The sequence below is a fragment of the Streptomyces sp. bgisy159 genome (assembly GCF_965341775.1).
In the GTDB taxonomy this organism is placed as follows: domain Bacteria; phylum Actinomycetota; class Actinomycetes; order Streptomycetales; family Streptomycetaceae; genus Streptomyces.
In genome coordinates this window covers 101,890-114,829 of sequence record NZ_CBDQZH010000019.1, presented here as the reverse complement: position 1 = coordinate 114,829, position 12,940 = coordinate 101,890, and the positions used below count along the sequence as shown (strand labels likewise).

Genomic DNA, 12,940 nt, shown 5'->3' with positions numbered 1-12,940 from the left:
GCAGTTCGCCACCGCCGCGGCGTCACCGGCCTACCGTGTCGCGTGACCTACAGGAAGGTTCCCGAAATGCCCAGGACGACCGCGAAGTACGACGTCAAGCGCGAGCTCAAGGCGTGCTATGCGCCGAGGAACACCGACTGGGAGCTCGTCGACGTCCCCGAACTCCGTTACCTCGCCACCGAAGGGAGCGGCGACCCGAACACCAGCCCCGCCTACCGTCAGGCCGTGGAAGCGCTGTACGCGGTCGCCTACACCCTCAAGTTCGCCAGCAAGAACGAACTCGGCAGGGACTTCGTCGTGGGCCCGCTCGAAGGGCTGTGGTGGGCGGACGACATGGACGACTTCCTGGCCCGGCGCAAGGAGAACTGGCGGTGGCGACTGCTCATCAACGTCCCCGACTGGATCACGGCCGGCCTGATCGACGGCGCCCGCGACAGCGCGCTGAGCAAGAAGGGGCTTCCGGCCGTTCGCGGCGTACGGTCGGAGACGCTGCACGAGGGCACCAGCGCCCAGGTGCTCCACATCGGTTCCTACGACGACGAGACCCCGATCCTGACCAGGTTGCACCACGACTACCTCCCCGCCCACAGGCTGCGGGAAGCGGGGCTGCACCACGAGATCTACCTCAGCGATCCCCGCAGGACGGAACCCGCCGCACTCAGAACCGTCCTGCGGCAACCGGTGGAACCGCTGCCCGGCGCGGACCCGGCGGATGACGGGGGGCCGGCGCCGGAACACCTCTCGCACGGAAGGCGCTCCGCGGCCACCGGCTCCGAGTAGGACTCGGGGTCTGGGATCAGCCTGCCCGGCAGGGCCGGATCGGTCGCCAGGCCTCGCATGACTACAGGGTTCACGCGGGCATCCTGCCGGGGCTCGGCCGTCGGGGCGCGTGCTTATCCGTGGACGGGCGTGGCTGCGGCGCAGGCGCCGGAGGCGCAGGCGGTGAGCCAGCGGTCGAAGTCGGCGTCGTAGCGGGTGCCGACGTCGGTGGCGTAGACGGCGTGGCCGCCCGCGTAGTCGCCGACGCGGAAGCGGGCGAGCATGCGGTGGATGTCCGCCGGGTGCTCCTCGGCCATGTAGCGGACGGCGAGGTAGCCCCAGGGGTAGGTGCGGGTCACGTCACTGTTGGCGTAGGTGTTCTCGAACAGTGTGCTCAGCCGGTAGGTGTGCTTCCCGGCCTCCGCGATCGCCTGTGCGTAGGGCAGGCGGCGGTAGCCGTAGGAGACGTACTCGGCCAGGCCCTCGATCCACCAGACGTCCGGCACGGAGGTCTGCCGGCCGAAGTCGCCCTTCATGTCGTGGCGCGCGTCGAGGTAGTGCGTGTACTCGTGGTTGAGGTTCCAGATGCGGGCGGTGAAGCCGTCGTCCTGGCTCTTCTGGTACATGAGGGCGACCGGCCGGTTCGCGGGATCGTCGGGATTCCCGATGAGCGTGATGCCGCCGTTGCCCGTGCTGACGCCGAACATCGCCCCGGCGTACGTCCGGTAGTCGGCGCGGCTGCCGAAGACGACGAGGTCGATGCCGGACAGGTACTGGCCGGGGATGGGGCCGCCGTCCCGCACCAGGTCGTGGAAGTCGGCGTCCTGGCCGCGCAGGTCTGCGCAGACGGCGTCCCGTTCGGCGGCGGTGAGCGCCTGGGCGCGGAGGGTGCGGGTGGGGTCGCAGACGTGGGTGACGGGCAGGACGGCCCTGCGCAGCCGGCCGGGCAGGTCGCAGATGTCGTAGTAGGAGCAGTCGGCGCGGTCGTAGTAGTCGGCCTGGGCTGCCACCGCGACCCACAGTCCGGCGGTGGGGCCGGTGATGGCCGCGGCGTCCAGGAGATCCTTGGCCAGAGGGCGGACACCGGCACGCAGCGCGGGGTGTTCGAGGTGGCGGGCGAGCGTGGTTCCGGCGTTGGACTCCAGGTAGGCGCGGTCCGTGCCGAGCAGGTCGAGGTGGCTGAGCGCGAAGGTGTGCAGGGTGCGGATGATGGCCGGGTCGGCGGTGACGGCGGCCACGTAGCGCGGGTTCCAGTTGCCCCGCCACAGGGGGGTGTGGACGCTGTTGACGGCGGCGAGCATGCTGTCGACGCCGTCGTAGGAGCTGTCGTAGCCGTCGAGGAGGCGCTGGTACACGTCGAGGTAGCGGGCCTGCTGGTCGGCGCTGTCGGTGAGGACCACGGCCTCGGCGAGGACGTCGCCGTTCGCCGGTGAGACGTCGGTGGAGTGCCGGTTGGCGAAGAAGGCGTCCAGGGCCCGGGTGGCGGCCCGCGTCAGGCGGGTGGTGTAGGGGCCCACGTCGGCGGGGTGGTTGAACTGCACGTAGTACCCGGCGCGCAGGAACAGCACGAGTTGCAGGATGCCGGTCCTGTTGTCGCCGCGGTAGCGCCGGGCCTCACGGTGGAGGGCGCGGGCCGCGGTGACCATCTGGGCCTGCCGGAAGACGCGGTGTGCCTCGGTCCCGGTGACGGCGAACAGCGTGTTGACGCAGTCGGTGGCCGCGGCTCTGACGAACTTGACGAGGGCGGCTCCGGTACGGCTGCCGAAGTCTTCCGGCCGGCAGGTGGCCGGCCGGGGTGTGCCGTACGGGCGGACGTGGGACGCCGTCGGTCTCCGGGGCGGCAGGTGGGCGGCGGTGAGGGGCCGGTCCTGCACGGCCGGGCGGTCGGTGGCGGCGCCGGTGCCCGGTCCGGACGGCGGCGGTGGTGCCGCCGCCGTCCGGGACACGGTCACCTGGTCGGTGCCGTTCCGGGCCTGGGGTGCCGCGATCGACGGGGCTGACAGCAGGCCGACGACCGTGGCGCAGACGGCGAGAACGCCGGCCGCGCGTCGTCCGGGCGGCGCGAAGCGGTTGCGCATCGGGAATCCTCCACGGGTGGCTGCGCCTCGCAGGGGGATGAGGCGCGCCAGGCACCGTCTCAGCGGCGGCCCGCAGCGACAATGCCGTGTGACATAGCACCTGGCGCCGACCGGCCATAACGGCCGTACGTGAGCCGCGTGGTGAGCGGTGCTAGGCGGGGCCCGGGGCCGTCGTCGCAGGGCCCGCGGTGCGGGTGCGCTCCGACCACTGCTTCAAGTGCGGCGATTCCCCGGCCAGTTCCCGGTAGGCGGCGGTGGCGCAGTGGTGCAGTGCCGCGGCCACGTCGTCCGGCACCGCCTCGCGCCGCCACGCCAGGACGTAACGGCACCACAGGGGCGTGCCGGCCAGGGGTCTGATCACGATGTCCGGGATCGGCCGCAGCGTCGCCTGGACCAGGGACACTCCGAGACCGTCGGCGATCATGCGCTGCAACTGGGTCTGGTCGCCCAGGAACTCGTGCACGGTGGCCGGGGCGAAGCCGGCCGCCTCGCACGCCCGGTAGAACACCCCGGGCCAGCCGGCCCCGTCGTCGGGGGTGACGAACCACGCCTCGTGGGCGAGTTCGGCGAGCGGGATCTGCGGGCGCCGGCTCAGGCGGTGGCGGGCGGGCAGGGCCACGAAGGTGGGCTCGGTGGCGATGCCGCGGTGGGTCACCGCGTCGGAGTGCCCCAGTTCCATGCCGGGGTAGTCCGCGGCGACGGCCGCGTCGACCGTGCCCTCCTCCAGCAGTTCCACGATCCGCGAGGAGGCGTAGACGCTGCTCACCGCGAGCGGGAGGTCGGGGATCCGGGTGCGCAGGCGGGAGACCATGCCGGACAGGACCGGCGAGTTGGTGGCGGCCACGCGCAGCGGGCGGCGCGTCCGCGCCGGATCGGCGGCCGGGCGCCGCCCGATGGCGGCGGCACGGGCGAGGACGTCGCGGGCCTGGGCGACGACCTGGCTGCCGTACGGTGTCGGGCGCACGCCGGAGGGGCCGCGCACGAAGAGCGACTCACCCAAGTGGGCCTCGATGCGGCGCAGTTGAGTGCTGACGGCCGGCTGGGTGTATCCCAGGTCCGCGGCGGCCCGGCCCACGCTGCCCGCGTCGGCCACGGCGCACACCACGCGCAGATGCCGAAGTTCCAGCTCCATGCGCCGCTCCCCCACCCGTCGGTCCGCCTCACGTCTCCGGCGGTCAGGAGCGTTCCACCACGTCGCCGCCCGCGCAAGGCTCGCCTCCGCCAGAGCATCGTGTCCGGCCGGATGCGGCCGGGGAACCGGCGTCAAGGAGGCCCCGGGGGCGGCCATGGGGTCGTACGGCCCTGGTGGGCGCGGTGCGGGCGTGATGGGGTGAAGGAGACGGGGAGGGCCCGTCGGGCGCGGGGAAGCAGTGGATGGCTGCGCACCGCGCGATCTGGAACCGCGAGAAGTGGTGGGGCCCTCCCCCGTCGTCCGCGCCGACGGGCCGACGGCGGCGGCCTCGGCCGCGCGAGCGGCGCGGGCCCGGTCGCAGCGCGCCCGGACGGCGCCGCCCCCATCGCCGGCGTGAGCGGGGAGGACGCCGGGGGCCAGAGCCTGCGCACAGTCCTCCGGCGGCGCCCCTCGCCGCGCGCTCGCGCCCGTCAGCGATGGCCGTGCACCGGGATGTCCGGTGCGAAGCGGGCGAGCGCGGCGAGCAGGCGCTCCTGGTCCAGGTGCCAGCCGACCACCGCACGGGAAGCCGTGGCGACCTCGGGTGGCACCGGGACGAGGTGGCGCAGAGCGGCGTGGGCCTTCAGGCCGTCGCCGGGCAGGGGCGGAGCGCCCTCGCGCCGGGTGACGCCGACGTAGGGGACGGACGCGCCGCCGGCAGCCTGGCGCCACAGGACGACGCCGGTGATGTCGCTCCAGGGGACGTGGGCGGTGGTGGCCCGGTACCGGGCGGGATTGCCGCCCAGCAGCACACCGGTCTCGTCCACGCGGAACGCGACCTTGCGGCTCAGCCCGATGTACGCGAGGAACAGGCCGCCCCCGCCGAACAGCGGCAGCCCGAGGACCCGGGCGAGCAACGGCATGTCCGGCAGCAGGAGGAGCGCCGTGAAGAGCCCGGCGAGGGCGACGTTAGCGGCGGTCCGGCGGTCCCAGCCGTAGCGGGCCTGGTAGGCGGGCGAGGTGCGATCGGGCATGGCTGATCATGGCAAGGGCGGGCGGCGAGGGGAAGCCCCCGGGCGGGACGGCGTGCGCGGGCGGGTGCCCGGAGCGAGCCGGCCGTCTGCGGGGCCGGCTCCTGCGCTGACGGGTGTTCCCGGCATTGCCGACCTACCCGGACGCGCTGCCGGTCGGCACGGGGCGCCGGGAGCGCCGCGGGCGGCCGAACGGGCCACGCTCAGTGGGCTCGGCGCGTGCGGCTGCCGTTCGTCCTCGGCCGGCCGGTCGCGCTGCCTTGTTCGCCGGCTGTTCGCAGGGGGCCGGTCGGCCCGGGACGGGGGCCGGGAGGACCTCGGAGAACCGAGGGCAGTAAGGCTAGCCTCGCCTTGCTGTGGTCGGGTCGTCGGGCAGCGCGTCCGGCGTGGCGTGGTGGAGGCGCGGATGCCGGGTGACGTGGACGGCGGGCCGGAGGCCGGGAGGCCGGCCTGTGTGCGGCGCGATGTCGGAACCTTTCTGGCCGAGTTGGAACCGGGTGCGCGGGCCACCGTGGTCGAAGTCGTCGCGGGCGGGGCACCGGAGGTGGCCCGCCGGCTGGGCGACCTCGGCTTCACACCGGGCACGCCGGTCGAGGTCGTGCGCCGGGCTCCGCTGCGGGACCCGGTGATCTACCGGGTCAAGGACTACGAGGTGTGTCTGCGCCGCGCCCAGGCCGCGTGCATACGGATCACGGAGCCGCTGCGGTGAACACGGACTGCCACGGCACCGGTGGTGCGTGCGCGGCGACGGCCGGGGCAGCGCGGATCGCACTCGTCGGCAGCCCCAACTCGGGCAAGAGCAGCGTCTTCAACGGCCTCACCGGCCTGCGCGTGAAGACGGGCAACTACCCCGGTGTGACCGTCTCGCGTTCGGTCGGCACCTGCCGGACCGGCGGCGGAGCCCTGGTGATCGAGGACCTGCCCGGCACCTACAGTCTGGATCCGATCAGTCCGGACGAGCGGATCCTCGTCGACGTCGTCGACGGCGGGCCGGCGGGCACAGCCCGCCCGGACGCGCTGCTGGTCGTGGTGGACGCCACCACGCTGCGCCGGTCGCTGGCGCTCGTCGCGCAGGTCCTCGCCCGCGGTCTGCCCACCTGTGTCGTGGTCACCTTCACCGACGAACTGGCCCTGCGTCAGGGTCGGTTGGATCTCGACGCGTTCGGCGAGGCGCTCGGGGTGCCGGTGGCCTCGGTGGTCGCCCACCGCGGCCACGGCCTGGCGGCGCTGCGGGAGCGGCTGGCCGGGTGGCGGCAGTGGGCACCACCGGCGCTGGTGCCGCCGACCGAGCCGGCCGAGCGGGACGCCTGGGCGGAGTCGGTGCTGGCTTTCGCCGGCTACCGGGCACCCGAGCGACACCGGATCACCCGCCGCGTCGACGCGGTACTGCTGCACCCCGTGTGGGGCACCCTGGTGTTCTTCGCGGTGATGTTGCTGTTCTTCCAGACGGTGTTCACGGTGGCCGCGCCGCTGCAGGACGGGGTGGAGACGCTGTTCGAACGGCTGACCGGCGCGGTCGCGAGCCATGTCGGCAGCCGGTGGCTCGCCAGTCTGCTCGGCGACGCGCTGGTCGGCGGAGTCGGCGGGGTGCTGGTGTTCGTCCCGCAGATCCTGCTGCTGTTCCTGCTCCTGTCGCTGCTGGAAGGCGTCGGCTACCTGGCGCGGGCCGCGTTCCTGATGGACCGGGTGATGGCCCGGGCCGGGCTGGAGGGCCGCGCGTTCGTGGCGCTGCTGTCCTCGTTCGCCTGCGCGATCCCGGGCATCATGGCGACCCGCACGCTGCCGTCGGCCAGGGACCGGCTGGCGACGATGATGGCCGCGCCGCTGATGACGTGCTCGGCCCGGCTTCCGGTGTACGTGCTGCTCATCGGGCTGCTCGTCGACCCCGACGAGCGGTTCGGCCCGTTCGGCGCGCAGGGCGTGGTGATGTTCGGGCTGTACCTGCTCGGCGCGGTGTCGGCGATGGCGGCGGCCTGGGTGTTCAAGAAGCTCGGCGACCGCCGGGGCGCCCCCGTGCCGTTCTCCATGGAGATGCCGCCGTACCGTCTGCCCGCCCCGCGCGCGGTGCTGACGGCGATGTGGTCGGCCGCGCGGGCCTTCCTCCGCAAGTGCACCACCGTCATCGTGGCGACCACGCTGCTTCTGTGGCTGCTGCTGAACCTGCCCCTGCACTCGGTCGCCGAGATGCGGGCGGACGGCGTGGACACCGGCAGCCCCGCGGCCGTGTCGGCCTACACCGTGGACCACAGCCACGCCGCCGGCCTGGGCCGGGCGGTGGGCCCGCTGTTCGAGCCGCTGGGCTTCGACTGGCGGGTCAGCGTCGGGGTGCTTTCGGCGCAGTCGGCCCGCGAGACGTTCGTCGCCACCCTCGGGCAGGTCACGGCCGCCGAGAACCCCGAGGACCGGGCCGAGGCGCTGCGCGCGATGACGTACTCCGAGGGACCGCGGGCCGGGCAGCGGGTGTTCACCCCGCCGGTGGTGGCCGCGCTCCTCGTCTACTTCGCGTACGCGCTGCAGTGCATGGCGACCGTGGCGGTGATCCGCAGGGAGACCGGCACCTGGCGGTGGCCGGCGATCGCGTTCGGGTATCTGACCGGCCTGGCCTGGCTGCTGGCGTACGCGGCGAAGTGGCTCACCGCCGCGCTGGGCGGGTGAGGCGCCGTGGTTCCCCTGCACCCCCAGCGGGTCACGGGCCGGCCGGACCGGCTGCGCTGGATCGTGCCCGCCGGGGTTCTGAGCGCGCGGGGCCGGCTCGTCGCCGCTCCGGCGCCGCTGGCGGGCCTGCTGGCCGACGGCACGCTCGCGGGCGTGACGGTGGAGCCGGCGGCCGTCGTCACCCGGCTGGGCGCGGGCCGCGACTGGCCCGCCGAGGGTGCCCGGGTGCGTACCGCCCTGCACGCCGCCCTCGCCGACCCCGCCGGGTGGGTGACGGCGGGAGAGCCCGACGGGGACACCGCGCTGGCGGCGGTGGCACGGGAGCTGATCGGCGGGGAGGTCGGCGACTTCGTCCGCTCGCACGGCGGCACGATGTCGCTGGTGTGCGTGCGGGACGGGGTGGTCGAGGTCCGGCTCGGCGGAGCCTGCCTGGGCTGTCCGGCCGCCTGGGCGACCCTGCACCGGCGGCTGGAGAGCCGGCTGCGCCACCGGTACCCCGCTCTGGTGGCGGTCAGGAACGTAGGCGCGGCGTCGGCCCGGGCCGACGGCGCGGGCGACTGGTTGAGCCACCGCGGGTGAGCGGTCCGGTCTCCGCGTCCGCCGGGCGGGGCCACGGGGCGCGTCGGGCGAGCGCGTCATGCGAGATGCCCCGCACGGTGTCTGCGTGCGGGGCATCGGGACGGCCGACCGTCGAGCGCGTCACAGCGAGGGGAGGGCGTCGCCTCCCGGCCGGGGCCCGCGCGGCGGCAGCCCGGACAGGGGTGGGGCCTGCATCACGCGCGCGAGGTCCCGCTGTATGCGCTCCGCCTCGGCGCGGGTCTGGGTGGGGATGTCGCCACGCTCGGTGACGAGGCGGTCGTAGATGGGGGTGAGGCTGAACACGGGTGGGTCTGCTTTCGTGGATGATCGGCCCGGCGGGCGTCGCTGAGCCGACAGGACGGGTCACAGCGCTTCGCTGCGGATCGGGTGATGAGGCGAAGTCGACGATCGTGCCGGCCGCCCAGGGGCCGGCCTCACGGCTCTCGGCACGAATCCGGTCGCGTGCTTCCCGAACTCGGTGGTGCGTCCCGGCACGGAATCCTCCCTCCTTCCCGGGCAATCTATCGCGTTCGCCGGTCGCCCCCCGGGGCGGCCGGAGACTTGCGTGCCCGCTCAGCGGCCCTGCGGCGCCTCCTCGCGGGGGGAGGCCCGGACTCCAAGTGCCGTGACCGTGCGGGAGTCCGGCGACCGTCTCCGGTGGCGCCGGCGGGGCTCCGGCCCGTCCGGGACGGGGTCGGGTTGCGCCGGAAGGCCGGACCTCGTCCGGGCGGGCGACACCGCTCCCCGCGCCGGGACGTTCCGCCAACTCGTCGCGCGGGGCGGGCCCGGTGGCCCGGGACTGAGCCGGCCCCGGTCCGGCCACGTCCCGGTGCTCCCCGGCCGTCGCGCGGGAGCGCGCTGTCCCCCGCATGGCCACGCTCGGCTGCGTCCTCGCCCGGTCCGGTGCATGCTGGGGGCATGAATGGGCTGCCTCCCGTGGTCGTGCTTCCACCGTCGCAGGACGGCGGACGGCAGGTGACGGTCGGCGGCGAGGCCGTCGGAGTGGCCTACAGCTTGTTCGAGGTGCTGGATCTGCTGCACTCCGTCGGCCTGCCCGCCACCGACACGGCGATCGACGACCCACAGCTGATCGACTGGCGCGGTGGAGGGCCGTACGACTGGAACGACGCTGTCTAGCGCGGCGCGCGGAGCGACGACGGTGTGCGGGACGCCGGTGTGACGGGGCGTCCCCCGGCCGGCCGGCGGCTGTGGGCGAGGGCCGGCCTGCTCACGGTGGGCTTGGTGACCGCGTACTCCCTCGCTGCCCTCGACCTGTTCGGCCCGCACCATCCCGCGCTCGGCTGGACCGTCCTGACGTGTGTGCTCGCGACCGTCGCCGTGCTGTTGCTGCGCCAGATCAGGGACGTGCTGATGAACCGGTCCGGCACGCGGGCCGGTCTCGTCATCCCCCTGCTGATGTCCCTGTCCGTACTGGTGTTCGCGGCCTCCTACTTCGTCCTGGCCCGGCAGCCGGGCGAGTTCACCGGCCTGCGCACCCGGCTCGACGCCCTGTACTTCACGATGGTCACGCTGGCCACCGTGGGCTTCGGTGACATCACGCCGACCGGGCAGGCGGCGCGGGCCCTGACCGTCGTCCAGATCGTCTACACGTTCGTCTTCCTGACGGCCGCCGCGACCACGCTGAGCCGGCAGTTGCACGCCCGGCTCGTCGAACGTCCGCCCCGCGACGGCGACCGGTGAGCCGGTCCCCGCAGCGGCCCGGCCCCCTGCCGTCCGGGTGAGGGGGCCGGGGTGGCGGTCCGTCACAGGCCGAGGACGCGGTTCAGGCCCTGGCGGTCGGTGCCGAGCTTGGTGAAGACGGCGCAGAGCAGTTCGGAGACCTCCTGCTCGCTGGTGCCCATCTCGGCGGCGACGGCGGCGTTGCCGAGTCCGGCGGCGGCATGTTCGGCGGCGACGAGTTCCCGCCCGGTCAGGGTGTCCCGCCCCGTCGGCAGGGGCCGTCGGGGGCGCAGGCCCACGGAGGCGAGCTGCTCTCGGGCGCGCCTGACGAGGTGGTCGGCGCCGCAGGTGGCGGCGACCTCCAGCCCGCGGTAGAGCTGGAGTGCCGCCCGCTCCATCCGGCCGATGGCGCGCAGGGTGGTGCCGTGGTCGACGAGCGCGTAGGCGAGTTCGTAGGCGGCCGGGGACTGTTCCAGGTGGTCGACGGCCTGCTCCAGGAAGTCGGCCACCTGGACCGGATCGGCGGCGGCCGCCGCGGACACCCGCAGGGCGTGCCCGATGACGCTGGCCGTTCCGAAGGCGCGGGCCCTCGCCAGAGCCTCCGCGGAGGTCTCCCTGGCCGTGTCGCCACGGCCGGCGGCCGCCTGGGCCAGGGCCAGGTCGAGCTGCCAGGGGCTCCAGGCCGGGTTGCGCGAGCCGCGCCTGTCGAGCCGCTCTCCGGCCGCGCTCAGCCGACGCTCGGCGTCCGCGGCCCGGCCCTGGGCCAGGAGCAGCTTGCCGTGCACGGCCTGGGGGTCGGGGTAGACCACCGCCTTGGGGCGGATCTCGGCGAGCCGGTACTTGTCCGCGATCTCCTGGGCCCCCGCGATGTCCCCGCGGGCCAGGAGGGTCTCCACGAGGGTGCCGATGGCGTAGGCCTGGGCCGGCACTCCCTGGCCCACGCGGTCGGCGATCTGCAGGCCGTTGCGGACGAAGTCCTCGGCCTCGGCGAGACGCCCGCGCCGGTAACGGATGTAGCCGAGCAGGGTGTAGGCGAACGACAGGTGAGGGCCGCGCCAGCCCTTCTCCTCGAACTCCGCGATTCCCTTGACGAAGAGTTCCTCGGCGCGGCCCGGCTGGTCGCAGTACATCAGCACCAGAGCGACACCGGCCGGGGCCTCGAACCCGAAGTCCTGGTCCACCCAGGACATCCCGCCCTTGAGGGCCTCTTCCGCGTAGTGCAGGGCCTCGGCCGCCGATTCGCCGCGCAGGACGGCGTCCCAGCCCCGCATGCCCAGGATGTGGCGCTCCGCCAGGCTGCGCCCGCTGATGTGCTCGGCGTAGCGGGCCAGGGTCCGCGAGCGGGCGGGTGAGTCCTGGTCGTCGACACGGATCGAGTTCCACTTGAAGAGTTCGGCCTGCATGCGCTGCCGGGTGCGGGAGCTGGTGGTGCGCTGGGCCGCGTCCTCCAGAAGTTCGATGGCCTGCTCCATCTGGCCCGAGTGCACCAGGGCCTGGGCGAGCCGGTAGGTGATGGCCTCCCTCAGTCTCTGTTCCACCTTCGGCTCCTCCAGTGCCGCCCGCAGTTGGTTGGCGGTGGCGGCGGGCTCGTGCGGGAGGTTGGCGGATCCCAGCTCGAAGAGCACCTCGGCGCGCTCCTCCACGTCCGGTGGCTCACGCAGGGCGCGGGCCAGGTAGCGGCGGGCAGGCTCGGGCGCGCCGGCGGAGAAGCTCTCGCGGGCGGCCTGGCGAAGGATCCGCACGACCCAGGGGTCGCCCTCGGGGTGCGTCTCCAGCAGGTGCCGGGCCGCCTCGCCGGGCCCCAGTCCGGCGTCGATGAGCGCGCGGGCGGCCACTCCGTGCATGGCGACGCGTACGCCGGGCGGGATCGCCCCGTACACCGCGTTGGAGATCAGCGGATGGTTGAACTCCACGACCTCCTCGCGCTTGATGTTGGTCAGGACGGTCAGGATGCGGGCTTCCCGGAGTTCCTTGACGGCCTCCCTCGCCTGGACCTCGCCGAAGGAGGAGACGGTGCCGAGGAGGTTGACGGGGATGCCGCTGCTGCCGAGGATCGCGGCGGCCCAGGCCACGTTCACCGTGGAGGGACGGAACTGCAGCAGCCGTTCGACGATGCCGCTTCCCTTGACGGCGGAGGCGAGGTCGCGAAGCCGGGTGATGCCGTCCTCGTGGGCTCTGAGGCCGAGTTCCTTGCTCTTCTGCAGCAGTTCGACGACTTCGAAGGGGCTGCCGCCGGTGATGGCCCAGACCTCCCGGCAGAAGATCTCGTCGGCGTCCTCGCCGAGGATCCTGCGGACGATGCTCGCCACCGCGCCCAGGGTGAGGGCGGCCAGTTCGTGGGGCCGGGTGCCGTGGCGCTCCGTCAGCTCCTGCAGCATGGGCGCGGCGGGCGTGACGTCGTCGGGACGGCAGGCCACCACGATGAGCATGGCCAGTTCCTCCGCGCGGTCGGCGAAGGCGGTCAGCCAGGCGAGGGACTCGGCGTCCGCCCACTGGGCGTCGTCCAGGACCATGACGAGGGGTCGGCCATGGCGTACCGAGAGGCGGGTGACGACCCAGTCCAGCCCGTCGCGGACGCCCTGCGGGTCGGGATGCGTGTCTCCGGCGGGGGCGTCCAGCCCTATGGCGGGTGCCACGATCGGGTACCAGTTCCCCAGGAGGTCGCGGTATTCGGTCTCCTCCATGAGGGCGAACAGGGGGCGGATGAGCTGCCGCATCACCCGGAACGGCACCTGTGTCTCCTGCTCGCCGCCGCGGGCGAAGAGCACGGTGCAGCCACGGTCCGCTGCCTGCCGCCGCAGTTGGTTGACCACCGTCGTCTTGCCGACTCCGGCGGGGCCCGCGAAGGCGAGCACCCCGCCGCGCCGCGATTTCGGCTCGTCCCCCTGCACCCCGCACAGTCCGTCCAACGCGTTTCGAACCGCGATGAGTTCGGATTCCCGTTCGAGGAGAGGATGTCCCTCGCTCCCCCGGGGTGCCACGGCGTCTGTCATCGTCGTCCCCTCCAGCAGGTGCGCCGAGTGTAGGCCCCAGGGGACACGGTGCAG

Annotated in this window: 11 protein-coding genes; 6 read left to right on the top strand and 5 right to left on the bottom strand. The window is 73.9% G+C overall.

All coding sequences use genetic code 11. The features are described from left to right. Positions 1 to 66 precede the first annotated feature (66 nt). Positions 67 to 780 (top strand): GyrI-like domain-containing protein, encoded by a 714-nt coding sequence (locus ACSLTV_RS19960; RefSeq protein WP_435612589.1) that lies wholly within the window; start codon positions 67 to 69, stop codon positions 778 to 780. A 113-nt stretch (positions 781 to 893) separates the two neighbouring features. Here the strand turns inward: ACSLTV_RS19960 and ACSLTV_RS19955 are convergent, their stop codons facing one another. The 3 genes from ACSLTV_RS19955 to ACSLTV_RS19945 form a co-directional block, all read right to left on the bottom strand. Next, the gene (locus ACSLTV_RS19955) at positions 894 to 2,837 is read right to left on the bottom strand and encodes a collagenase (protein WP_435612588.1); all 1,944 of its coding nucleotides are present in this window, start codon (positions 2,835 to 2,837) and stop codon (positions 894 to 896) included. Positions 2,838 to 2,988: 151 nt separating this feature from the next. Then, positions 2,989 to 3,969 (bottom strand): LysR family transcriptional regulator, encoded by a 981-nt coding sequence (locus ACSLTV_RS19950; protein ID WP_435612587.1) that lies wholly within the window; start codon positions 3,967 to 3,969, stop codon positions 2,989 to 2,991. A gap of 470 nt (positions 3,970 to 4,439) precedes the next feature. After that, positions 4,440 to 4,982, bottom strand: a complete 543-nt coding sequence (locus ACSLTV_RS19945; protein ID WP_435612586.1) for a hypothetical protein — start codon at positions 4,980 to 4,982, stop codon at positions 4,440 to 4,442. Positions 4,983 to 5,385: 403 nt separating this feature from the next. Between ACSLTV_RS19945 and ACSLTV_RS19940 the strand changes: the two genes are divergently transcribed. Genes ACSLTV_RS19940 through ACSLTV_RS19930 form a run of 3 tightly spaced genes read left to right on the top strand, consistent with a single transcriptional unit; the run spans position 5,386 to position 8,213 of the window. After that, complete coding sequence (locus tag ACSLTV_RS19940; protein WP_432135307.1) at positions 5,386 to 5,688, top strand: FeoA family protein; 303 nt, start codon at positions 5,386 to 5,388, stop codon at positions 5,686 to 5,688. After that, a complete protein-coding gene (gene feoB / locus ACSLTV_RS19935; RefSeq protein ID WP_435612585.1) occupies positions 5,685 to 7,634 on the top strand; it encodes a ferrous iron transporter B in 1,950 nt (649 codons plus the stop codon). Before ACSLTV_RS19940 ends, feoB begins: the two co-directional genes overlap by 4 nt. Positions 7,635 to 7,640: 6 nt before the next feature. Then, positions 7,641 to 8,213, top strand: a complete 573-nt coding sequence (locus tag ACSLTV_RS19930) for a NifU family protein (protein WP_432135309.1) — start codon at positions 7,641 to 7,643, stop codon at positions 8,211 to 8,213. 120 nt (positions 8,214 to 8,333) lie between these two features. On the opposite strand, the gene ACSLTV_RS19925 is transcribed toward ACSLTV_RS19930, so the two are convergent. Next, positions 8,334 to 8,516 (bottom strand): hypothetical protein, encoded by a 183-nt coding sequence (locus ACSLTV_RS19925; RefSeq protein WP_432135310.1) that lies wholly within the window; start codon positions 8,514 to 8,516, stop codon positions 8,334 to 8,336. Between the two features lie 615 nt (positions 8,517 to 9,131). On the opposite strand from ACSLTV_RS19925, the gene ACSLTV_RS19920 reads away from it, so the two are divergent. Further along, the gene (locus tag ACSLTV_RS19920; RefSeq protein WP_432135311.1) at positions 9,132 to 9,350 is read left to right on the top strand and encodes a hypothetical protein; all 219 of its coding nucleotides are present in this window, start codon (positions 9,132 to 9,134) and stop codon (positions 9,348 to 9,350) included. 102 nt (positions 9,351 to 9,452) lie between these two features. Further along, positions 9,453 to 9,914: a potassium channel family protein gene (locus ACSLTV_RS19915; RefSeq protein ID WP_432135402.1), complete on the top strand. Its 462-nt coding sequence runs from the start codon at positions 9,453 to 9,455 to the stop codon at positions 9,912 to 9,914. A gap of 62 nt (positions 9,915 to 9,976) precedes the next feature. On the opposite strand, the gene ACSLTV_RS19910 is transcribed toward ACSLTV_RS19915, so the two are convergent. Further along, on the bottom strand, positions 9,977 to 12,886 hold the full coding sequence (locus ACSLTV_RS19910) for an ATP-binding protein (protein ID WP_435612584.1): 2,910 nt from the start codon (positions 12,884 to 12,886) through the stop codon (positions 9,977 to 9,979). Between the last annotated feature and the right edge of the window lie 54 nt (positions 12,887 to 12,940).

Excerpts from the sequence above, each read along its gene's own strand:
- ACSLTV_RS19960 (WP_435612589.1), top strand. The coding sequence starts at position 67 with ATGCCCAGGACGACCGCGAAGTACGACGTCAAGCGCGAGCTCAAGGCG.
- ACSLTV_RS19910 (WP_435612584.1), bottom strand. The coding sequence starts at position 12,886 with ATGACAGACGCCGTGGCACCCCGGGGGAGCGAGGGACATCCTCTCCTC.
- ACSLTV_RS19940 (WP_432135307.1), top strand. The coding sequence starts at position 5,386 with ATGCCGGGTGACGTGGACGGCGGGCCGGAGGCCGGGAGGCCGGCCTGT.
- ACSLTV_RS19955 (WP_435612588.1), bottom strand. The coding sequence starts at position 2,837 with ATGCGCAACCGCTTCGCGCCGCCCGGACGACGCGCGGCCGGCGTTCTC.
- ACSLTV_RS19950 (WP_435612587.1), bottom strand. The coding sequence starts at position 3,969 with ATGGAGCTGGAACTTCGGCATCTGCGCGTGGTGTGCGCCGTGGCCGAC.
- ACSLTV_RS19945 (WP_435612586.1), bottom strand. The coding sequence starts at position 4,982 with ATGCCCGATCGCACCTCGCCCGCCTACCAGGCCCGCTACGGCTGGGAC.
- ACSLTV_RS19920 (WP_432135311.1), top strand. The coding sequence starts at position 9,132 with ATGAATGGGCTGCCTCCCGTGGTCGTGCTTCCACCGTCGCAGGACGGC.